At 65.2% G+C, this 21,900-nt stretch carries 14 protein-coding genes; 3 read left to right on the forward strand and 11 right to left on the reverse strand.

The genetic code is table 11. The features are described from left to right. Window positions 1-432: 432 nt before the first annotated feature. Window positions 433-6,117 carry a biotin carboxylase N-terminal domain-containing protein gene (locus ACQP1G_RS29580; protein WP_433192833.1) on the reverse strand — a complete coding sequence of 1,895 codons (5,685 nt, stop codon included), beginning with the start codon at window positions 6,115-6,117 and terminating at the stop codon, window positions 433-435. Window positions 6,118-6,373: 256 nt separating this feature from the next. On the opposite strand from ACQP1G_RS29580, the gene ACQP1G_RS29585 reads away from it, so the two are divergent. The 3 genes from ACQP1G_RS29585 (at window position 6,374) to bfr (ending at window position 7,903) form a co-directional block, all read left to right on the forward strand. After that, the gene (locus ACQP1G_RS29585; protein ID WP_433192834.1) at window positions 6,374-7,039 is read left to right on the forward strand and encodes a TetR/AcrR family transcriptional regulator; all 666 of its coding nucleotides are present in this window, start codon (window positions 6,374-6,376) and stop codon (window positions 7,037-7,039) included. A gap of 133 nt (window positions 7,040-7,172) precedes the next feature. After that, window positions 7,173-7,364 carry a (2Fe-2S)-binding protein gene (locus ACQP1G_RS29590; RefSeq protein ID WP_433208920.1) on the forward strand — a complete coding sequence of 64 codons (192 nt, stop codon included), beginning with the start codon at window positions 7,173-7,175 and terminating at the stop codon, window positions 7,362-7,364. Between the two features lie 59 nt (window positions 7,365-7,423). Then, complete coding sequence (bfr, locus tag ACQP1G_RS29595) at window positions 7,424-7,903, forward strand: bacterioferritin (RefSeq protein ID WP_433192835.1); 480 nt, start codon at window positions 7,424-7,426, stop codon at window positions 7,901-7,903. A gap of 440 nt (window positions 7,904-8,343) precedes the next feature. Here bfr and ACQP1G_RS29600 read toward each other — a convergent pair whose 3' ends face one another. From ACQP1G_RS29600 to ACQP1G_RS29645, 10 genes are all read right to left on the reverse strand, one after another. Then, window positions 8,344-9,729, reverse strand: a complete 1,386-nt coding sequence (locus ACQP1G_RS29600; protein WP_433192836.1) for a flavin monoamine oxidase family protein — start codon at window positions 9,727-9,729, stop codon at window positions 8,344-8,346. 244 nt (window positions 9,730-9,973) lie between these two features. Continuing rightward, window positions 9,974-12,430, reverse strand: a complete 2,457-nt coding sequence (locus ACQP1G_RS29605; protein WP_433192837.1) for an FHA domain-containing protein — start codon at window positions 12,428-12,430, stop codon at window positions 9,974-9,976. Between the two features lie 635 nt (window positions 12,431-13,065). After that, window positions 13,066-14,253 carry an MFS transporter gene (locus tag ACQP1G_RS29610; protein WP_433192838.1) on the reverse strand — a complete coding sequence of 396 codons (1,188 nt, stop codon included), beginning with the start codon at window positions 14,251-14,253 and terminating at the stop codon, window positions 13,066-13,068. Between the two features lie 63 nt (window positions 14,254-14,316). Next, on the reverse strand, window positions 14,317-15,426 hold the full coding sequence (locus tag ACQP1G_RS29615) for an ATP-grasp domain-containing protein (RefSeq protein WP_433192839.1): 1,110 nt from the start codon (window positions 15,424-15,426) through the stop codon (window positions 14,317-14,319). Window positions 15,427-15,859: 433 nt separating this feature from the next. Further along, window positions 15,860-16,249, reverse strand: a complete 390-nt coding sequence (locus tag ACQP1G_RS29620; protein WP_433192840.1) for a hypothetical protein — start codon at window positions 16,247-16,249, stop codon at window positions 15,860-15,862. Beyond that, window positions 16,246-17,421 carry a PLP-dependent aminotransferase family protein gene (locus ACQP1G_RS29625; protein WP_433192841.1) on the reverse strand — a complete coding sequence of 392 codons (1,176 nt, stop codon included), beginning with the start codon at window positions 17,419-17,421 and terminating at the stop codon, window positions 16,246-16,248. The genes ACQP1G_RS29620 and ACQP1G_RS29625 overlap by 4 nt, the downstream gene beginning before the upstream one ends. After that, the gene (locus ACQP1G_RS29630; protein WP_433192842.1) at window positions 17,418-17,792 is read right to left on the reverse strand and encodes a cupin domain-containing protein; all 375 of its coding nucleotides are present in this window, start codon (window positions 17,790-17,792) and stop codon (window positions 17,418-17,420) included. Before ACQP1G_RS29630 ends, ACQP1G_RS29625 begins: the two co-directional genes overlap by 4 nt. A gap of 178 nt (window positions 17,793-17,970) precedes the next feature. Next, the gene (locus ACQP1G_RS29635) at window positions 17,971-18,843 is read right to left on the reverse strand and encodes a class I SAM-dependent methyltransferase (RefSeq protein ID WP_433192843.1); all 873 of its coding nucleotides are present in this window, start codon (window positions 18,841-18,843) and stop codon (window positions 17,971-17,973) included. 69 nt (window positions 18,844-18,912) lie between these two features. Next, window positions 18,913-20,493, reverse strand: a complete 1,581-nt coding sequence (locus ACQP1G_RS29640; protein WP_433192845.1) for an MFS transporter — start codon at window positions 20,491-20,493, stop codon at window positions 18,913-18,915. Next, on the reverse strand, window positions 20,494-21,717 hold the full coding sequence (locus ACQP1G_RS29645; protein WP_433192846.1) for an acyl-CoA dehydrogenase family protein: 1,224 nt from the start codon (window positions 21,715-21,717) through the stop codon (window positions 20,494-20,496). Window positions 21,718-21,900 lie beyond the last annotated feature (183 nt).

Genomic DNA, 21,900 nt, shown 5'->3' on the forward strand with positions numbered 1-21,900 from the left:
GGCCTGCCCGGTCCCCTCGCTGACAGATACGGATGTGGACGGCTCCACACCCCCGGTGATCGCCGCCATTTGTCCTGTCGTCGCTCACACCGGTTTGACGCTGTTGGTCGTCGGGCTGGCGTGCTCACGCGTCTGCCCACGCGAGAAGCACGACAGTATTTCGAATGCTTGTTCCGCAGAACATGTTCGCATTCACGGATAGCTCGATTACGCCCCTCCGCATTTTTTGTGGTGAATTTCTGCTACCTTGTCGTGAACATCTCGGTGCCGACCGGAGCACCGGCAGGTCCACGACATCGCCCGGCAAATAAGCATCTCGCTTTCCTGGAACCCCTTGCTTCCGGCCGCGCATTGTCCAGATTTCCCACCTGGCTCAGACGGTACCGCACCCCCACAGGCCCCGCCAATGCCCACTTGTGATTCACATCACGGCTAATTCGCCGGTGTTTCCGCTCCGTTCATCCATTCCGCGACGGACTCGGCAATCCGCGGGCGCAACTCACTCGCGGCGATCACTGCGTCGACCGAGCCGACCCGGACCGCGCGTTCGATGCTGTGCACGCCGTCGAATTCGGCGGCTTGACTGGCCAACTGCTCGGCTCGCACGGCGGCCCGCACATCGACGAGTTCGGTGGCCAGCTTCGGCTGTTCGGCGATATCGGCGCCGGCCAGCCGATGTTCCAGATCCCGGACGCGCGGGTCGGCCAGGGTGCGGGCGTCGACGGCGCGCGCGAAGACGACGGCGGCGGCCGGTGCGCCACCGATTACCGACGCGAACGAACCTTCGATCGCGAGTACGGTCATGTTCGGATTGAGCGCCTTGGAAAACACTACGAAGGCGCCGCCGTGGTACCGGGAGATCACGCAGAACACGATCTTGCCGGTGAAATTCACGATCGCGCGGCCGATCTCGGCGCCGTATTCGAGCTGCAGCGTACGCATGGATTCCGGGGAACCATCGAAACCGGACAGATTCGCCAGCACCACCAACGGTCGATTCCCGCTGGCCGCGTTGATGGCCCGGGCGACCTTCTTCGACGAGCGCGGGAACAACGTGCCCGCGGTGTAGGTATCGGGCCCGTCGGCGGGCGGGAAGCCGTGCCGGACAACGGGCTTGGATTCGATGCCGATCAGGCATACCGGCCAGCCGCCGATCCGGGCGTCGGTGACCACCGCCGTATCGGCCTCGGCCATATCGGCCCAGCGCTCCAGCGGCGGATGATCCTGATCGGCGACCGCGTGCAGCACGGTGCGAATATCGAAGGGCTTCTTGCGATCCGGATTGACGGTGGCGGAGAAGACCTCGCCGAGGGTCGCGAAGTCCGGGCCGGGGTGCGGGAATCCGGTGATATCGCGCTGGACCGGATCGGTGCTGTCGGCGCGACGGGGCGTGGCCTCCCCCGGCGCGGTATAGGTGTGTGCGTAGTGCCCCAGCAGGATGTCACGGGCCTGGGCCAGATTCGCCGCCCAGTACTGGGCCTGGCCGTTGGGGCCCATCACGCGCGCGTAGCCGCCGATGCCGAAGTTGTCCTCCGCCGATACGCCGCCGGAGAAGTCCAGGGACTGTTTACCGGTCAGCACCATCGCGCCATCAGGGGTCATCACCAGGATGCCCTTGGTGTGCATGAGCATGGTGGCCTCGGCGTTCCAGTAGGGCTGCGCACCGACATTGATGCCCGCGACCACCACATTGATCTCGCCGCCGTCCTGGGTAAAGGACACGATCCGGCGCAATGCCCGGGCCACCCAGTCCATATTCTCGGTCCCGGAGTCCATCGAGATCCGCGCGCCGGCCGAGAGCGCGAACCATTCCACCGGAATCGACAGGCGCTCGGCGAGATCCAATGCGGCGATGATGCGGGCGCATTCGGCCTCGGAGACCGCGCCGAGCGCCTTGGTCGGGTCACCGAACAGCGCGACCCGGCAGATGCCCTCCGGATGCAGTGGCGTCGGTGTGGAGACCAACCCGACCACGATGCCCGCGGAGTTCCCGCCGCGTGGCCGGTCCACCGCGGCGAGCCAGCCGTCCGCGTCGAGATCGAATTCGGTGAAGACGCCATCGGATCCGGTGAGCAGCGTGATCAGCTCGTAGGGATAGACGGTGCCGCGGCGGCGGGCGCGCAGTACTTTCTGGTCGTAGTCGTCGAGTGGTTCGAGCGGGGTGGTCGGTGGTTCCTCGACCGATACCGTTGCACTGGAACCGGCTTCGTAGCGGAAGCGGGTGACCGCTTCGCGCACGCTGCCGCGCTGTGCGGTGGTGTCGCGTTCGGCGGCGACGTCGGTCGACACGAGCCTGCCCTGGACGAGCACTTCCTGCACACCCGCTTCGGCGACCTGCGGTGCGACCTTGCGCTGCCAGGCGGCGAACTCCTCCAGGTCGACATCGGTGGTCGGGCGGATGTCGAGCCAGATGTGGTTCATATCCAGCCATGCACCGGCCGGATCGAGATAGTGGCGGGCCCGGCCGATGGCTTCGACACAGCCCGACAGCACGGTATCGACATCGCCGACGGTGACGACCGAGCCACGCTCGTCACGGACCACCTCGAAGCGCGGCACCTGGGCGAGGGCGACCAGACGCTGGTCATCCGGATTTTCGCGAGCGACGCAGTGGTACAGCAGGATCGGCTCGGGAGTCTCGACCCGGGTCAGGTGGAAGTGGCGCAGTCGCCACAGCGACAGGCGGCGGCCGACAAGGGGGTGCACACCGCGCACCAATTGGTCCTCGGCGAAACCGGATTCGGATCGGCGGAAGGTGAAGAATTCGACCGGGCCGCCGTGCGGGCCGACGACCGCGACCACAATGCGACGGGCATATTCGTGCAGACCGGCGGCGGTGAGGCCGCGGCGGAGCGCATCGGCGCGCTCGGGAGCCGACGCCGGGGCGTCGGGCCAGAGCAGATGGAGGTCGACGACCACGACATTGCCGTCGGGGGCGGCGAGCAGTTGTCCGCGCAGTACCGAGACCAGATCGGTTGCGGCGTCGATCGGCGCACTCTCCGAGATCCACGCACCATTGCCGGACACCGTGGTTTGCCCTGTCCCCGTTGGCAATTCGGCGAAGGTACCGACGGTCGACACCGATGTCGTCGGCACCGCATGCGTCGGATGCAGTTCGAGCACGTAGTCGCAGACCACGACCGGCCTGCCCGCGATATCGAAGGCGCGCAGCCCACGGAAATGCTGCTCGCCGTAGTGCCACCGGGCCAGCACCTCGAGCATCGGTTCGCGGGGTGCGTAGGCACCGTCGGCGAGCCGATCGGCGAGGAATTCGTACATCGGTTCCGGAATGTCGACCAGTGCGGTGATCCGGCGCGCGCGCTCGTCCGAATCCGCAATGGCGGCCAGCGCCGCGAGTTCAGCGGATACACCGGCCAGCATGGTGGCGCGCGCAGCCTCGGTCTCCGGGCGCAGGAACCAGGCGAAGGCGACGCTGCGGGCCAGATCGGCGACCACCGGGAATCTGGACTGGGCCACCCGGATCACCCGAGCCAACACCTCGCGGGCGCGCGGCCGCAAGGCAGCCACCGGCGGCTGCTCGCCGAGCCAGATCTTCAGCAGCGCGGTGATCACCTCGACGCCCTCCGACGTCCGTTTGGTCGCGATGAAGATGCGGAATACCGCCGCCTCCAAAGCATCCGTGCGCTCCAATTCGTCGACGCCGTAGTGCGCGAGCACCCTACCGAGCGTATTGCCGAACGCGTCCGGCAATCCGGACCGCGCCACATCGAGGCTCTGCAGATACAGGTGCAAATGCTCGCGTGGACTGTGCGCACCGCGGCCGGTCGAGGCGGGCACTTCGGTCGACGACAACTCGGTGAGGTCGGCGAAGACGGCCGCCAACTCGACCTCGGCGGCCAGCGGCACAGTGATGTCCCAACCGTCCGGCGACCGATCGGCGACGGTCGCCGACAACGCGTCCCGCTCGGCGAGGTAGCGGGCGAATGCGGTGGTCCGCGCACCGAATGTCGTTGCGGCGCCGTTGTAGATCGCGGCGCCGATCGCGGTCGCGTCGAAGCCGAGCAGCATCGCACGCACATCGTCGAGGGCACGTTGCGCGCGGGCCGCGGGCGATGACGCCGCGTCGGCCACCGGGATCATGAGATCGACGGCGGCCGCTGCGCTTTCGGATCCGGAACCGGCGGCGTCGGCCCCGGTCGGCTCCAACCGGGCCAGGGGGGCACCGGCTTCGACCTGGCTGCCCACCGCGACCAGCAGTTCGCGCAGCCGACCGTCGACCGGCGCGCGCAGAACGGTCTCCATCTTCATGCTCTCGACCACCAGCACCGGGGCGCCCGCAGCCAACTCGGCGCCGATTTCGACCGGTGTCGCGACCACCAGTGCCGGTGCGGGCGCCCGCAATACGCCGCCCTCATCTCGGGTGACCCGGTGCGCGATACCGTCGACCTCGACCGAGTGCACGGTGCCATGCGTCGCGGTCACCAGACGATAGTCCCGACCACCGGTGCGCAGGCGGGCCAGGTGCGTATCGATTCGCTCCACATCGACCGCGTAGGCGACAGGATGCTCAGCACTGTCGCCAGCGTCGACACCGACGCGGTAGCTGCCCGACCCCGTCTTCACGACGGTTACCCGGAATGCGCGTTCGCGCAGCCGCAGCTCGATTGCGCGCCCGACCTCGTGCTGCACATGCGGCCGACGCCCACGTCCGCTGTCCCACAGCCGGTTTCGCTCACCACGCTCGGTGTCCTCGTAACCGTCGATGGCCGCCGCCATCAGGGCGATGCCCAGGTGTCGATCCGCGGTCAGTCCGCCGTCGGCGCGGACCCGGTCCACCCAGCGGGTATCGGCGGAGCCATCGATGACCTCGGGCGCGTCCAGCAGCGCGAGCAGGAAGCTCTTATTGGTGGCGCCGCCCTCGATCACCACGGTGGTCTCGGCGACGGCGCGGCGCAGTCGGGCCAGTGCCTCGTCGCGGTCGCGGCCGTAGGCGATGATCTTGGCGATCATCGAATCGAAATCGGCCGGAATCACATCGCCCTCGGTGACGCCGGTGTCGACCCGGATGCCGGGCCCGGTCGGCAAGCGCAGCAATGCGATTCGGCCCGGCGATGGCGCGAAGTCACGGTCCGGGTCCTCGGCATTGAGGCGAGCCTCCACCGCATGCCCGCGTTCCTCGGGCTGCACACCGCTCAGCGCAATGCCCGCCGCCACCTCGAGCTGTGCCTTGACCAGATCGACGCCGGTGGTGGCCTCGGTAATCGGATGCTCGACCTGCAGGCGCGTATTGACCTCGAGAAACGCGAAGAACCGCTCGCCCGGGTGATATAGAAATTCCACGGTGCACGCACCGCGGTAACCGACGGCCAGCGACAACCGCCGCGCCGCCGCCTTCAGTTCGGCTGCCTGTTCGGCGCTGAGCACCGGTGACGCGGACTCCTCGATGATCTTCTGATTGCGCCGCTGTACCGAGCAGTCGCGCACACCGAGCGCCCACGCCTCGCCCTGGCCATCGGCGATCACCTGCACCTCGACGTGCCGGGCGCCGGTGACCTGCCGCTCCAGGAATACGATCCCGCTACCGAACGCGCGCGCCGCCTCCTCGCTGGTGCGCAGATATGCCTCGCGCAGTTCGGCCGCCGAGCTCACCATCCGGATCCCACGACCACCGCCGCCCGCGGTCGCCTTCAACATCAGCGGGTAGCCGATGCGGTCCGCGGATTCGATTGCGGCATCGAGGGTTTCGACCGCACCCCCACTCCAGGGCGCGACCGGAACACCGACCTCCTCGGCGAGCAGCTTGGCCCCGATTTTGTCGCCCAACCGACGCATCGCCGACGCGCTGGGTCCGATGAAGGTCACGCCGATGTTGTCGCAGAGTTCGGCGAATGCGGGATCCTCGGCGACAAACCCCCAACCGACCCAGGCCGCGTCGGCGCCGGTCTCCCGCAGCGCGCGCGCCAGCAGGGGTAGGTCGAGGTAGGGCCGCGCCGCGGCCGGGCCGAGGCAATAGCTGTGATCTGCCTCGCGGACGAAGGTCGCATGGCGCTCGCCATCGGTGTACAGCGCGACCACCTCGGCCCCGATCTCGCGAGCGGCGCGAATGAGTCGGCGAGCGGCTTCACCGCGGTTGACTATGGCGATGCGGGTGAACATCGGTCCCTCCAATGCACGACGGGGAGGCGGATTTGGCGCGTCGATGCGAGGTAAAACTGTTGCAGCGCCCGCTGGTTACTGTCGAGTCGGAGCGACGAAATGAGTACTGCTGCGAACTGCTGCACCGAGCCTTTATTCAAACTAGACGGTCGACCCAGTAACGGCGCGTTTGTTGAAATCACCTGCGAGTCGCCCCCCCGCTCCCTCCTTCGCACTACTCTCGTCCGCAATCTAGTCATCGACTACATTCGGCGGCATGAGCGGGAGCCCGACGCCGTACCATCACGGCAACCTCCGGGTAGAACTACTGGCGCGGGCCGAGCACAGACTCGAGCAGGTCGGACCGGACGGACTGTCCTTGCGGGGCCTCGCTCGCGAATTGAGCGTCAGTCACGCGGCGCCGCGCCGACACTTCGCCGACAAGGAAGCGCTGCTCGACGCGCTCGCGATCCGGGGCCTGCAGCGGCTCGGTGCCGAACTCGACGCCGGCGTTGCCGGAGAGACCGACAGCCTGCACGAACGCCTGACCGTGCTCGCGCGGATCTACATCCGGTTCGCCACCCGCCATCCCGCGCTACTCGCGCTGATATTCGCCCGCAAACACGACCGCACCAAACCGGAAATTCGAATGGCCGGCCACCACGCGTTCGCGGCGGCATCGGCACTCATCGACGAAGCCATCGACGATGGCGCCATCGTCGATGACCCCGATCTGGCCGCAATGGCGGTCCTGGCCACCGTGCACGGACTCGCGATGATCGTCACCGGCGACAGGATCGACGAGCGACCGGTCCACGCGGTCATCTCCCGCACTGTCCATACCCTCATCAGTGGATTGCAGGACAACCGAGCACAGCCATCGCCGACCGTGCACGATTCCGGTGAATGCACGGTCGCTCCCGGTTGCCCACCGTCTCCTTAGCCGAACAACAGGCGCGGCTATCGGCTGCCCGCCCAGAGGTTCACATACGCCGGACATACTGCTACATTAGGGGAGGCTAACCTCGTAAGCGGAGGCTAACCTCTGCGCACGTCCACTCTTGCTGAAGGCTGTCATGTACGTCTGTATCTGTAACGCGGTGTCCGAAGGCGACGTACACCGCTGCGTTTCGGCAGGCGCCGACACCCTCAAACAGGTGAAGAACGCCTGCGGCTGGAAACCCGGCTGTGGCAGCTGCACGGCGCGACTGGCCGAGGCGATCGGCCGGTCCCGCGTATCGGCCAGCGCGGAGTCCACGGCAGCCTGATCCGACACACCTGACGTGTCGATCCGCTGCCGCAGACGATGTGTGCCACGATCACACGCATGGACGGCAACCAGGACATCATCGCGGTGCTGAACGAACAACTGACAGCCGAACTCACCGCGATCAACCAATACTTTCTGCACGCCAAAATGCAGGAGAACTGGGGCTTCACCAAGCTGGCACGACACACTCGTCACGAGTCCATCGACGAGATGAAACACGCCGAAATCCTCACCGACCGCATCCTGTTCCTCGAAGGCCTCCCCAACTACCAGAAGCTCAACCCACTGCGCATCGGACAGACAGTGCCCGAGCAACTGCAGGCGGACCTGCAGATCGAGATGGAGGCGGTCGACCGGTTGCGCCGTGGCATCGACCTCATGCGCTCGAACGGCGATGTGACCTCCGCCCGTATCTTCGAACAGATCCTCGAAGACGAAGAGCAGCATGTCGACTACTTGGAGACCGAACTAGCCCTCGTGGAAAAGCTCGGCGAGCCCCTGTATCTCCAGCGCTTCACCGACGTCCCCGAAGACTGACAGCTGGCCGCGGTCGATAGTCGTCATTAGAGAAAGCCTCCGCATCGCGGGGGCTTTCTTGCCGTCCGGGCGGCTGTCGAGGTCAGCTACGCCAGCCTCCCCGCGCAGATGGTGCGTGGTGTCAGATCACTACGCCAGTGCCGGACAACAGCGGTTGCCCCGTGTGCGGGCTTCAGATTTCAGGCGCGCGAAAGATCAGTGACGGCACCCGTCATCACCATTTACGACCCCCATTACCTGCTTTCGATCGAAGAGTCCGAAAATACCGATCTTGCACGACAATTGATCGGACGACAACAAGGCGCCCACCGTTGTCCGAAATGCAAACGAAACCCCGTGGAATCAGCTTTCGGATGTGGGTTTCGGAAAACAATTCGGCCGGTCGGCTCCCGGCCGGCACACCCCCTCCATCGGAACGCGTGGTCGTGTCGCACAAGGCTTCAACGATCAGTCGAGCTTCCTCCGGCGACGGCCACGGTTTCGTGTTCCATTACTTCGGTCGCCGCCCGCTCACCCGAGCGAATGGCTCCATCGACCCAACCACACATGACGGCAGAGCTCTCGGTTCCAGCCCAGTGGATGCGGCCGCAAGGTTTGCGCAGAGCATGTCCGAACTGTGTCAGCACGCCGGTTGGTGCGTGACTGAGCATTCCGCCACCGGAGTAGCGCTCCACACTCCAGTTCTGCTCGATGTAGTCGACGGGGGAGCCGGCCTTGTCGCCGAACCGCTCGACGAGTGCAGCGAGTATCGCCGTCCTTCGCTCGGCCTCATCGAGTTCTCCGATCTGCCGCGCTATCGGTCCCTCGGTGATGACACACAGGATCCCGGGTCGGCTGGTGTCCGTGCAGGCATCGATAGTGATGGTTGCCGGCGAACCCGGGGCGGCCGACTGTCCCGACAACCCGTCACGACGCCAAAACGGTTCGTCGTACACGACGGCAATCTTGACGATCGAGCCGCTCGGCATCCGCTGATGCAAGAACGATCGATCGACCGACAGCATCGGCTCATAGAAAATCTGGCTCGCGATCGCCAGGGGAACCGCCACAATTGCCCGGCGCGCGCGCACGGTCAACTCATCGGAGCGCACCGTCACTCCGTCGGCGTCCTGACAGATGCGCCGGACCGGCTGCGAGAGGTGGATCGAATCGCCGATCTCGGCCGCCATCGGACGGGAGATGGCACCCATGCCCCCGACCGGTCGAGCGTCTTGGGCGCTGTCCTTGACGCCCAAGACGAAGCCGGGCCCACCCCCTGACGCCATCTGGTACAGCACAAAGAGTAGCGACACTTCCGAGGCGTCGGAGGTATAGCAGCCGGCGATCGCGGTCTCGAGGAGCTCATGGGCGGGCCTGGACAGGGTGTTGCCATCCAGCCACTGCGCCAGGCTGATCCGATCCCACTTGTCGGCATTCTTCGCAGTCCACGGAGCTTCGAGGGGAATCGAATTGCACATATGTCCCAGCTCGAGAAACACCGCACCGAGGTTCATCGCCGCCCAGGGGCTCATCGTCCATGGGATCGTGCCCGTGTAGCGATGTTGCTTGCCGTCGACCATCATCATGGCCTCGCCGTCGGTGTACTGCTGGTAACTCGATACCCCGAACTCGTTCATCAACGCATAGATCCGGTCCTGCCCCGGCCCGATCCAGGCACCACCACGATCGATCCAGGACCCGTCCGCGCGCATTTCGGTGAACGTGCGCCCGCCGAGCCGGTCGCGAGCTTCCAGCAGCGCCACCGATCGACCCGCCTGTTTCAGCCGCAGCGCCGCCGTCAATCCGGCAAATCCCCCACCAACTACGCAGTAGTCGACGTCTGTCATGGAACGCCGCCCTCGGGTTGAAGTTCCGCGCAAGGCCGTGCGGCCGCGCGCACTGCTTACCGCACCCTCGACACAACGGGTGCAAAATCGCCTTCGATCAGGCTCGAACGTCGAATATCCAGCAATTCTATAGCAATCCCGGAGTCGGGGCGCCGGCGTCATCGCCGTTCATGCGGTCCAGCGCTTGCATCGAGCCCGACCCGAGCGCCTGCGGAACCAAGCGGCCGGCTCGCATCGCTGGGCGTCAAATCCTCGCGCGCCGGGCACCGCGGCGCCGTGGACGCAGCTGGTACAGCCGATACCAGGCCAACGCGAGGAAGATCGCCCCTAGTCCGGCGACGACTCCCATGTCGACCAGCCACGTGCCGATGGTGTGTTTCCACATCGGGTCGGGTGCGCCCGTGTGCGGCGAGAGGGTGTCGAGGTCGAGGGTGGCGGCTCCAGCGCCGAACCCCCACCGGGACGGCGATATGTAGGCCAGTTGCTCCAGGCCGAATGTGCCGGGGAGCCGCACCAGCCCACCTGTGAGCACCAGTTGTGCCATCGACAGCACGATCAGCAGCGGCAGTGTCTTCTCCGAGGTGTCCACCGACACCGACACCAGCAGGCCCAATGCCAGCGATGAGATGCCGAGCAGCGCCATCGCCAGGATCAGCTCCAGCTCGACCGACGTGAAAAGCCCCTTGGGCGGCATATCCACACCGATGGTGCCGACCAAGACCAACACCGCCGCCTGAAGGGTGGTGATCACGCCCAGGACCAGCAGTTTCGACAGCAGATAGACCCCCGCCGACAGGCCTGCCGCGCGTTCTCTGCGATAGATCGTCTGTTCCTTGACGATCTCGCGAATCGAGTTGCCGGTGCCGACGAAGCATGCCGCGAATGCCAAAACCATGAGCTTGGTCGGGGCATCGGTGTTGGATCCCGGCGACCCGGCGAATCCCTCGCCCGACGGCACTGCGGCGATCAAGCCACCGAGAAGCAGTGGCATCACGCCGAGGAGCGCCATATAGCTCCGGTCCGAGGCGATCACCGCCAGATATCGCCGGCACAAGGTACTGAGCTGGGCAAGCTTGGACTGCTGCGCGGGCGGCGGCGCCGGCGCGTGCACTTCCGCTGGGCCGACATCGTCGGTCAGTCCGACCGCCACGTAGTTCTCGAAGCGTGGCGAAGCCCGGAACTCACCGGCCCAGTCGCGCTCGTCCTCGCGATCGAATGCCTGGAACACCTCGGCCCAGGTGCGCTGCGCGAACTGCTGCAACCCCTCCGCCGGCGGCCCGTAATAGGCCAGCCGACCGCCTGGCACCAGGACCAGCAGGCGGTCACAGGAATCGAGATTCGCCACGCTGTGCGTAACGACGATGACCGTCCGCCCGTCGTGCGCCAGTTCGGACAGCATTTCCATGACCGTCTTGTCCAGGCCCGGGTCCAGGCCGGAGGTCGGTTCGTCGAGAAATAACAGAGACGGTTTGGTCAGCAGCTCCACTGCGACACTCACGCGTTTGCGCTGCCCGCCCGAGAGCCTATCGATGCGGGTATCGGCATGCCGCGCCAAGCCGAGCTCGTCGAGGACCTCGTCGACCCGCTGCTCGCGCTCCTCGCTGCGCGTATCACCGGGGAAGCGCAGCTCGGCCGCATAGAGCAGCGCGCGTCGCGTCGGAAGCTGGTTGTGCAGGATGTCCTCCTGCGGGACCAGCCCGATCCGGTGCCGGAGTTCGTCGTAATTGGCGTACAGGTCGCGTCCGTCGTAGCGAACCGTCCCCTCCGTCGCCGGCCGCAACCCGGTGACCGCACCGAGCAGCGTCGACTTGCCCGCTCCGCTGGGCCCGATGACCCCGACGAGCGAGCGCTGCGAGATGGGGAAGCCCACCGCGTCGAGGAGCACCTTGCCCTCCGGTGTCCGCACGGTGAGGCCCTGCACCGAGACCGACACGTCACCGGTGTCGACGAACTCGCGCAGCTCGTCGCCGACGAGCCGGAACGTGGTGTGCCCCATGCCGATCAAGTCGGATTCGGAAAGGTCTGTTGCGTCGTCGATCCGGTGGCCGTTGACGTAAGTGCCGTTGTGGCTGTCGAGGTCGACGATCCGGTACCTGCCGTCGCCGACCGTGTGCAGCTCGGCGTGGTGGCGCGAGAGCATGAGGTCATTCGCGACAATGTCGTTGTCGGCCGCGCGTCCGATCCGAAGCGTGGGCGATGTGATCCGGACGACCGTGCTGGGGCGGGCCGCCGGAGGTGAGGATCGCGAAACTTGCCGGGGCAGAGCGGTGTGGAACTTCGTGACCGTCGCTTCATCCTCGAGGTTGTAGCCGGGATCGGGGACGATCATCGTGTCTCCCCCGATATCGCCACCGGTCTCGTCGCCGGGTGATGCTTCCACCGAGCAGGCCAGTTGCTCGCCGTCTACGGCATGCCCGAGCTGGAACGTCTCGTCTCGGTCGATCACCATCCGCTCGACGCGACGGCCGGCGAAAAAAGTGCCGTTCAGACTGCCGGCGTCCTCGATTTCCCAACCGTGGGCACCACGCTCCAGAACGGCGTGCAACGAAGATGCGCGCGGATCGCTCACAACAATGTCGGCTGCAGGATCGCGACCGACATTATATGCGGCCCCGGCGCGTAGCCGATAGACACGTTCCCTCGTCTGCACCACAAGAACCGGCGCCTCGGGAAATTCCGTGGAGGACGGTTCATCCGCCATGAAGTGAGTATACGACTGTGCCGCACCGCCGCCGCAATGGTTGACCACCGCACGATCCCGCCGCGCCGTCCGCCCGCCCCCAACGTTGAGCAAACCGTCTGCAATCGGACCTACCAGTGCAAACTGAACCAGTGAGCAGAGCAGCAATCGCATCCGAGCCCATGGAACTCGGCCGCAATCGGCTCAACGGACCACCCGACCAGACGAAGGAAATCACGGTCGAATCCGCAGTCCGAACCCGATCAGGCCGACACGACCGCCAGACGAGAGATCGAGCCCAATTTTCCCCGATTCGTCCCTCGATCTATTCGCCTGGCACACCGAGTTCCGTAAATTCCTCAGATTTCATGCCGTTGCAAGTCGGGCTATATCAATTTGCCTCGCCCACCTCAATTTTCGCGATGATATCCACCTGTCTGCTGCATGACTACATATTCCTGAAGAACAAGCGCGTCGATCCGGCGGCGACATGACGGCCGAACGAATCAACATGGTTCCAAGGACATACGACGGTTGATCCTGCGCCGGATCACCGCCGCTCGTTCCAGCACTAAGGATCCGAGCATGCACTCCGGAGCGGCGGCCGGTAGGCGGGGGCCGGTTTGGTCGCTGACGCCGGATCATCTTCTCGTATTTCATAGCGCCGGGGTGAGCGCGTACCGTTCGCGTGTCGATTCGGCCCACCTGATGACTGCCGGTGCGAGCAGTCCGGCTGCCAGCAGGATGCACCCCGCCACGTACCAGCCGATGACGCCGACGCTGATGCAGAGCCACGTCAGCAATGCCGGGCCGACCGCATCGGCCATACGTAATCCGATACCGAAAACCCCGAGATACTGACCGATGTCCTGGGGTGGCGCCAGCACGTTGGACGCCTCGAAACCGCCTGCCGTCTGCCATAATTCGCCGACGCTCAGGACGGCGGCACCTGCGCCGAGGATGAGTACGGCAACCCAGCCGCCGTGCCCATGTGCGGTAGCCAGCAGCACGCATGCGACGAGAAATGCCCAACCACCGCGGCGCAACGCGATGCCCGCGGCCGCGGCGTCGACGATCCGTCGGCTGGCCCGGACCTGGAACAGCACCACGATGGCGATGTTCAGCATGTCTATGGCCGCGATAGACCAGCGCGGTGCGGCCGTGGCCCCGATGATCCACAGCGGTATGGCCACCGATTGGATTCGGTATTGCAGGGACAACACACCATCCACCGCGGTCAGTGCCAGATATGGCCGGTCCCGCAGGGCGAGCCAGCGGTCACCGTGGTGATCGGCGGTCGCCGTCGCGGGCCCCAACTCGGGCAGTCTGCCGACGAGCGGTATCGCCGCGGTGAGGAAAACTGCGGCGATGACGATGGCCGCCCGATAGAGCAGCGCGGAATCCAATTGCACCGCCACCGCGGCCAGGCCGATGCCGATGGCGAGACCGACGTTCAGCACCGAGCGGATATATGCGCGAAACTCGTTGGCGCGATTGGTGACAACCCGCGGGATCATCGCTGAGATCAACAGCTGCACGCATGCCTGCGCCGCGGCGGCAGCCGGAATCACGACAAGATATATCGCGAATCCGTCGACCGCGAGAAAACCGATGGTCGCGGCGGCCCCGACCAGCAGACTGCCACGGAGGACACCGAGCGGGCCACGTCGATCCGAGATTTTGCCGACCAGAACATTGCTGACCACGCAGGCGGCCCCGGCGACACTGAGTCCCACGCCGACCTGCATCGGCGAGATCTGCACGATCCTGGTGAAGTAGAGGACCACGGTGGACAAATAGATTCCGCTGGAAACGGCGGCCGCAACCGTGATCAGCGTCAACATGCGCCGCGGTCCCGCCGGCGGCAGCGAAGTGGATACCCAAGACACGAGAACAGTCCGCACGATTCAGGCGACGGCCACGTCGGCGGGGGAATCGAGAGCGACGCAGTCCATCCGGAATCCGGCCATGGTGCGCCGCACCGCCTCCACCACTTCCTTATTCGAACGTCCGCGGAAGCGGAAGGCCGCGCCGATCTCGGCGTAGCCGAATGTCTCGGTGATCATCGCCCCCACCGGCGGTACCGAATAGTGATACGGGGCGTAAGCGCGCGGAATCTCCAACCGCACATCGAGCACCGTGCAGGGTGGAGTTACCGGCGGGTGAATCAGCAATTCGGCGACCACCTCCGAATCGGCGAGCGATACCGCGGTCGGCGTGCGACCGAGCTGAATATCGACTGCGGCTCCGAGGAGGTCGTAGCCGTGTACTTCCCGCCACATATGGGTGGTTTCACCGCCGGCCGCGCGTGCCGCCACCTCGAGGAACCGGATGTGCGGCAAACCGTCGACATATCCGAGGAAGAATTCGAGATGAAAGACGGTGGGGACACCGGCACTGAGCGCGGAGAGTACGGATTCCGCAAACCTGGCCATCGGGTCGATAAGCGTTGGGTCGTCGATCTCGATATAGCCCAGACTGGTCCCGTTGTCGGCGAACTCGAGACAGGTACCAAGATATTTCGACGCCCGCCACGGGCCGAGCCCGCTGCCGTTCCACACGCCGTCGATCGCGCCCACCTCGTCGGGGCAGAATTCTTGCACGAGAAAGGGTTCGACACTCAGGTCGGGTAAGAAGGATAATTCTTCGGCGGAATCCAGCTTGACCACGTCCCGGCTCCCGCCGCCGAGCCGTGGCTTGACGATCAGCGGAAAGCCGTGCTCCGCAGCGAATTCTCGGACGGCGACCACATCGGAAGCGGCACGGAATGTGGGTACCGAAACGCCGTGCGCACGAACCGATTCGCCCATCGACAGCTTATCGCGAAACCGTACCGCATATTCCGGCCGATCGCCCGGCAGGTCGAATTCCGCACGCAGTTCCGCGGCCGTCAGCAGGTCGAATTCATGCAGTGCGACTATGCGCTCCGGCGTACCGAATCGAGCCGCGAGATCACGCACCGCAGCGGCCGCGAGAGCCATGTCATCGAGAACAGTGACGGCTGCCGCGGCATGCACCGGTATACCATCCAGCACACTGCGCGAGCAAACGTAGGTAACTGCATTGGAAACGTGATCGATACATTCGAGGTACGGGACATCGACACCGCGCACTCTATGTATGACCGTAACGTGTGATTGCACAGATTCCTCCACTCGAAGCCGGACCGACCGAGTTGAAATGTAATGGCGAAAATTAAGACCGAGTAACACATCCGCTAACAAGCGGCAGCGGGGCGGAAAAACATCTGGTCAGTCGACCGATTGCCCTTCAGTGAGCAACCTCATACCGGCATTGCCAAACATATTATTCCCATCCTTGGAGATAGGCCCGTCGGCAAGAATGCCGATCAGAGCTGTATATCAATGAGATTTGGATACACGCAGATGCGGCGCAAATCGAATGGTCGACCACCCGAGCGCACGTCGCGACCGGCGACCTACCCGGGGCTCACGGCGAACCCGATTCGCCGTAATCCCCGCCGAACCGACGTCCACCGAGGCTGGCGGTGAGGGGGCCGCGGCGCGGGGTGCCGGACAGATCGTAGAAGGTCGCACTTGCCGATCCGGTGAACTCGTCACCGCGCACGGTCAGGTCGAATCGTACGATTCCCCGCTGCACCAACCCCGAATCCGTGCGGTCGACGGTGAATTCCAGGAAGGCGCCCGACACCTTCGCCCCGTCGGACCGCCAGGTGCCCATGCCGTTGCTGTCGCTGGTGGCCCGGTTGCCGTGATCCGGATTCGATTGGAGCATGGTGCCGTCCGCATGGAAGGTCATGACGTGGTACCCGAACGGCGCGCCATCGGCCACCACTTCCCAGACGCCGACGATACTCATGCGCACAGACCGCCCAGCAGTTCGATGCCGGGTTCGATCCGATGCTCGGGCACGCTGGCAAAGCTCAGCCGAATCGCATTGCGTGGCGCATCGGGAGCCGCGAAGAACGCGGATCCGGGCAGAAATGCCACTCCCCTGTTCAACGCCGGAACAACCAACGCGTCGGCGTCGAAACCGGTTGGGCCCGCTACCCATACGAACATTCCGCCGTCGGGTTCGGTCCAGGTGAATCCGGCCGGAAAGTACTCGTCCAACGCCGCTACCACCGTATGCAGTTTGGCCGCATAGGATTTCACGAGCACACTCAGATGCGCCGCCCCTACCTCTGTACCGAGGAATTCGGCGGCGATCGCCTGATTGAAGGCGGAGGTCTGCATATCGATGCCCTGTTTGAGGGCGAGTACCGGCTCGAGCAGGTCGTCCGGCAGCACCGCGATGCCGATCCGCAATGCCGGCGCGAGAGTTTTCGACAGCGAGGTTATGTAGACGGTACGGTCCGGCGCGAAAGACCACATTGTCGGCAGTGGCTCACCCCGATACCGCAGGTCGGCGTACACATCGTCCTCCACGACCAATGCCCCGCGCCGGGTGATCACCTCGGCCACCTGCGCGCGCCGGACCGCGGGCATGGTCCGTCCGGTCGGGTTCTGGAAGGTCGGCAGCAAATAGACGAACGCCGGATCATGTTGTGCCAGTGCGTTGTCCAATGCCTCCGGCAGCATGCCGTCCGCATCGGAAGCGACCTCGACCACCAGCGCACCGTGGCTGCGGAACACCTTCACGGCGGGACCGTAGGTCGGCGTCTCCACCAGCACCACCCCGCCGGGGTACAGCTGTGCCATACAAAGGTTGTGCAGTGCGCCGGATCCGCCTGTGGAGATATGCACCCGCTCGGGCGAACATCCGATACCACGGCCGCCCAATAGAATTCGCGCCTGCTCCAGCAGCGGCGGGAAGCCCTGCGTGAGTCCGTACTGCAGTGCGGTATTCCCGTGCTTCGCGATCGCGGCCGCGGTCAGCGACGCCACCAGGTCCCCCGGCAGCAGTGCCGGATCCGGCGCGCCGACCGCGAATGAAATCACGTCCGGTCGGCGCGCCAAGGTCGCGAACGCGTCGTCGATCGGCCCGCTGCGCATGGCCGATTCCCGGCCGAGCGCGACATCCGTGCTCATACCCGAGCCAACTCCTGCCGCAGTCGCGCGGCAACCTCCACTGCCGCGGCATCGAATTCCGGCGTCAACACCAGATCATGGCTGAACAGCGGATCGGTGCGGATATCCAGCGCCACCACCCCCTCGGTATCGCTGAGATTCACCGCCACATGCACCACCCCCTCCGGGATGTACAGAAGTTCGCCCGGACCGTGCACGTAGGGCTCCAATTCCGGACCGATCAGCGTGACCGCCCGTCCGGTGACGCAGTACACGATGGTTTCACTATGTGCGTGGTAATGTGCCCGCGCCACCTTCCCGGGCGCCATATTCACTATGGCCGCCGAAATCCCGTCGGCACCACAGGTATCCCTGGTTATGCAGGGCAGCATATGTTGCTCCTGCGGTCCCACAACCTCCGCGACGTCGGCTGCGGCAACCACTCGCGCAGCCTTGGCAATATTTCCCATTCAGCAATCCCAGATATCGTTGGAGCGGACAACAGATTTCCATCGACAGGTCGGGCGCCCGATAGCGCCGACCCCGATGTGGACCGAAGACGGTCCCCGACTATTCGGGCACTCTCCGGAACGCGAACCGGAGCAGCACCAGATGCTCATTGTCGAATTGGCCCGCGGATACATCGAGGTAGCGCTCGTAGGTGTGCACGGACCTTTCGCCGACGACTTCGATCGCCTTATCGCGATTCGCGCGAAGTCGTTCGAGCCATTCCCGGCAGGTCTTGGCGTAGTCCTCGCGTCCGTTGACGACCGAGCGCACCTCGAACAGCTTCTCGGCCGCATGCGCCACCTCCGCGAACCGGGGCATATCGGATTCCGGGAAGATCTCGGCCCAAAGGAACGCATTGTCGGCGATGACGGCCTGGTCGATCGGCCGGTTGCCCTTCGCGATCGTCTGCACGACAAGCCGCCCGCCCGGCTTCAGAATCTTGTAGCAGTGCTCGAAGAACCGCCGATATGCCGCGGTCTTCTCCTGTCGAGACGACCCGAACCGAATAAAGTGCTCCATCGCGCCGACACAGAAAATGGCGTCGTAGGGCTGGTCCGGGTGATGATCGACCCAACTCTCGAGCCGAACGTCGATGCGGTCATCCGGTCGGCCCTTGATGTAGTCGTATTGCTGACTGCTCAAGGTGATTCCGGTGGCGTGCGTGACTCCGTACCGGTCGAGCGCCGCACGCATGAGACTGCCCCAACCGCAACCGATATCGAGGACGCGCTGCGATTCGCGCGCTCCACCCGATTCCAGCAGGTAATCGATCTTGCGTACCTGGGCCTGCTCCAGGGTGTCGCCGTCCTCCCACAGTGCGCATGAATAGTTCAGACCTTCATCCAGCCACAGTTCGTAGAACGAATTCCCGAAGTCGTAGTGATGCTGGATGGCATCCTGAGATGCTCCCCGGTATTCCATCGTTTCAGACATGTACTTCCTCCGCATAGTTGAGCAACGAGCACCTCGGCTCGGAATTGGTTCGGGTTGTCATCCGGCCCGTCAGTGCGGCACCTCGGCTCCCTGGTCGAGTTCCGCTGCGCCGAGCTGCCGATCGAGCGGGCCGCGCATCTTGGCGCGGGCAGTTCGGGCGAGCACCGCGAGCAACGTGACGAGCACGACGACCGTGGCAGCGATGAGCCCCAGCCGGTAGCCGTCGATGAACGCGACGTGCACCTCGTGCGTCATCAGCGCCCCGGCCGCGCCGCCGACGCGGTCGGCCACCGCCACGCCCTGTCCCACCGAATCACCTGCCGCATCGGCCAATGGAGACGGAAGTGACTGCGGCAGTGCGAGATTCGCGCGATAGCGCATATCGGCCAAGCTCCCGATGACGGCGACCCCGATCGCCCCACCCACCTGCATCACCGTGGTGTTCGCGGCACCACCGATGCCGGCCCGCCGCGGCGGCAGCGCGCTCATGACCGCGTCCTGCCCAACACTCAGCACCATGCCGTAGCCGACCCCGCCGATCACCAGCACCACCAGCGTCGGAGCCACCGACGACTCGACACCGACGGTGAGTCCGAACAGCAGCCCGACCAGCATGATCGTCAGTCCCGTGCCGAGCACACCACCGAATCCGAGCGAACGCCGCAGCATCGGCCCCAGCTTGGCCCCGATAGCGATCGCCGGCGCACCGGGCAGGAACGTCAGACCCGCGGTGAGTGGCGAATAGCCCCGCACCGACTGCAGATACTGCGTGACCAGGAACAGCACCCCGAACATCGCGAGAAATACCGCGCCGAGGCTGAACATCGCGATCGGCACATCCCGGCCACCGAGCAACTGCCGGTCCAGCATCGGCTGTCGGCCACGAATCTGGACGACGGCGAACACCGCCAGGATCATCGCCGCACCGATGAGCGCCGCCAGCGTGCCCGGCGCGGTCCAGCCCCGGTCCGGCCCCTCGATGAGTCCGAAAACCAGTGCACCGCAGCCCAATGCGGCCGTCACGGTGCCGAGCCAGTCGATGGCGCGGACCTGATCGGCCCGGGTGACCGGAACCAGCGCGAGCACCGCGATCAACCCGAGCACCACGGCGGCGGAGAAGACCACGAAGATCGAACCCCACCAGTAGTGGCCGAGCAGCAGCCCACCCAGCGGTGGACCCACCACAACGCCTGCCCCGTTCAGCGCCGCCCAGAGGGTGAAGGTCGTCGCACGAGCGGCGGCGGTCTCGCAGATGGTCGCAATGGTCGACAGGGTGGCCGGAACCATCACCGCCGCACCGACTCCCATGATCAGACGCGCCGCGATCAGTGTCGCACTGTCCGCGGCCACCGTCGCGACAATGCCGCCGAGCAGGAACAGCAGATATCCGCCCACTAGTACCCGCTTGCGCCCCAACCGATCCGCCAGCGTGCCGCCGGTCAGCAGCAGCACCGCGAAGGCCAGGGTGTAGGCGTCGACGATCCACTGCAATACGCTGGTCGAGGCGCCGAGTTCACGCGACAGCGTCGGCAACGCGACATTGAGGATCGTATTGTCCATCCCGACCAGGAAACTCGTGCCACACAGGGCCGCGATCACCAGACCGCGCGGCCGGAGCGTGGCCTCGACAACGTTGTCGTGCGCGCTCATTCAGGCAGCCGCATCCGCGGGGCCGGATTCCGCGGCCGCCCGGAGGGCAAAGTCCCGGACCAGCTCCTGCATGATCACCAGGCGATGCGCTTCCTCGGTACCACCGGCGATGCTGACGCACACCGCGTCCAGCCACATCTGATAGAGCCCGGCTTCCTCCTGCACGCCGTAGCTCCCGCATACCTGGATGGTGTCGGTCACCGCATCCATACAGGCCCGCATCGAGGACATCTTCACCTGCGAGGCCTCGAGCGTATAGCGCTGCCCGGCCGCCATTTTCGCCACCGCGTCGGCGGTGAGCATGCGGATAGTGTCCAGGCGCAGCTTGATATCGCACAGACGGCGCTGAATATGCTGGTGGTAGGCGATGACCTTGCCGCCCGCCTCGCGCGTCGCGGCAAAGCGCACGGCGTGCTGCAACATTCGATCCATCGCACCGGTGCCGACGAAACCGGCCATGATGCGCTCCCGGCGCAGCGCCGCATTCAGCAGTTCTTTACCCCGGCCCCGGCCGAGGACATTCCGATGGGGGATGTGAACACCCTCGAACGCATAGCGACCAACCGGCGCCGACCGAGTGCCCGCAGGCTCCAACGAGGTCACCGACACCCCTGGCGATGCCGTCTCCACCAGGACACCGACCAGATCGCCGTTCTCCACGTCCTTGGCCCACACCAGTGCCACGTCCGCGACCGGAGCACTGGTGATATGCCATTTGACACCGTCGAGGCGGTAATCCTCACCATCGCGGGTGATGGTCGTGCGTGGGCGCAGCGCGTCGGTGCCGCCGTGTTCCTCGCTCAGCGCGAAGGCCAGGATCTCCCGACCGGTCGACAACCGACGCAACCACTGCTCACCCACCTCGGGCGCCGCCGCCTGCGCGATCACTCCCATACCGAGCAGACCGTGCGTAATCGGCACGATCGTGAAACCGGGATCACCGCTGCCCGCCGCGATACCTTCCAGTGCCGCACCGAAATTCGCGACCGTACCGGCCTGATCGCCGGCATCGATCAGGCCGAGAATGCCCTCGGCCACGATCGCATCCCACAGCTCCCGGTTGAACCTGCGGTCGGCCCACGCCCGGCGCGACGCCTGCTCGACCTTCGCACTGGCCCGTTCGAAGCGAGCCCGGATATCCGCCGGGCTCTCCGGTCGCCGACCCGAGCCGAGCACAGCCGTGACTCCGGGTAGGGCCGATGCCGATCTGGTATCAGTGTCCATTTGCTGCTCCAAGAAATGTACGCAGGATCATCGCTGGTAGCGATGGAACAATTCAGAGATCCTGACTTTTGAAGGGCTCTCCGGGAACGGACGTTACGCATGTGGCGAAGGCGCCTCCACCGGAGGAGGAAACATTAACGCAAATCTCACAAGTTGTTAAATATCGTTACTTGACAGTTATCT

The organism is Nocardia sp. CA-107356, assembly GCF_050946365.1.
Taxonomy (GTDB): domain Bacteria; phylum Actinomycetota; class Actinomycetes; order Mycobacteriales; family Mycobacteriaceae; genus Nocardia.